The sequence below is a fragment of the Varibaculum cambriense genome (assembly GCF_022133705.1).
In the GTDB taxonomy this organism is placed as follows: domain Bacteria; phylum Actinomycetota; class Actinomycetes; order Actinomycetales; family Actinomycetaceae; genus Varibaculum; species Varibaculum cambriense_A.
Genome location: NZ_JAKNHJ010000043.1, coordinates 1 through 266 on the forward strand (window position 1 = coordinate 1; position 266 = coordinate 266).

A 266-nucleotide genomic window follows, 5' to 3' on the forward strand; every position below is an offset into this window, starting at 1 on the left:
CCCTGCTTCCATCATCGATAGAAGCCCTGGCCCGCGCTCGCGAAGCAGGCTATCGATTAATCATCGTCACAGGTCGCCATCACGTCGCTATTCATCCTTTTTATCAGGCGCTGGCGCTGGATACACCTGCTATTTGCTGTAATGGCACCTATTTGTATGATTATCATGCAAAAACCGTGCTGGAAGCGGACCCAATGCCCGTTAATAAAGCCCTGCAACTCATTGAGATGCTGAATGAACACCACATTCACGGTCTGATGTATGTG

At 49.6% G+C, this 266-nt stretch carries 1 pseudogene; it reads left to right on the plus strand.

Features of this window, described 5'->3' with window-relative positions:
* Positions 1-2 precede the first annotated feature (2 nt).
* Positions 3-266: pseudogene (gene ybhA / locus L0M99_RS09720) on the plus strand (bifunctional pyridoxal phosphate/fructose-1,6-bisphosphate phosphatase); the annotation flags it as partial.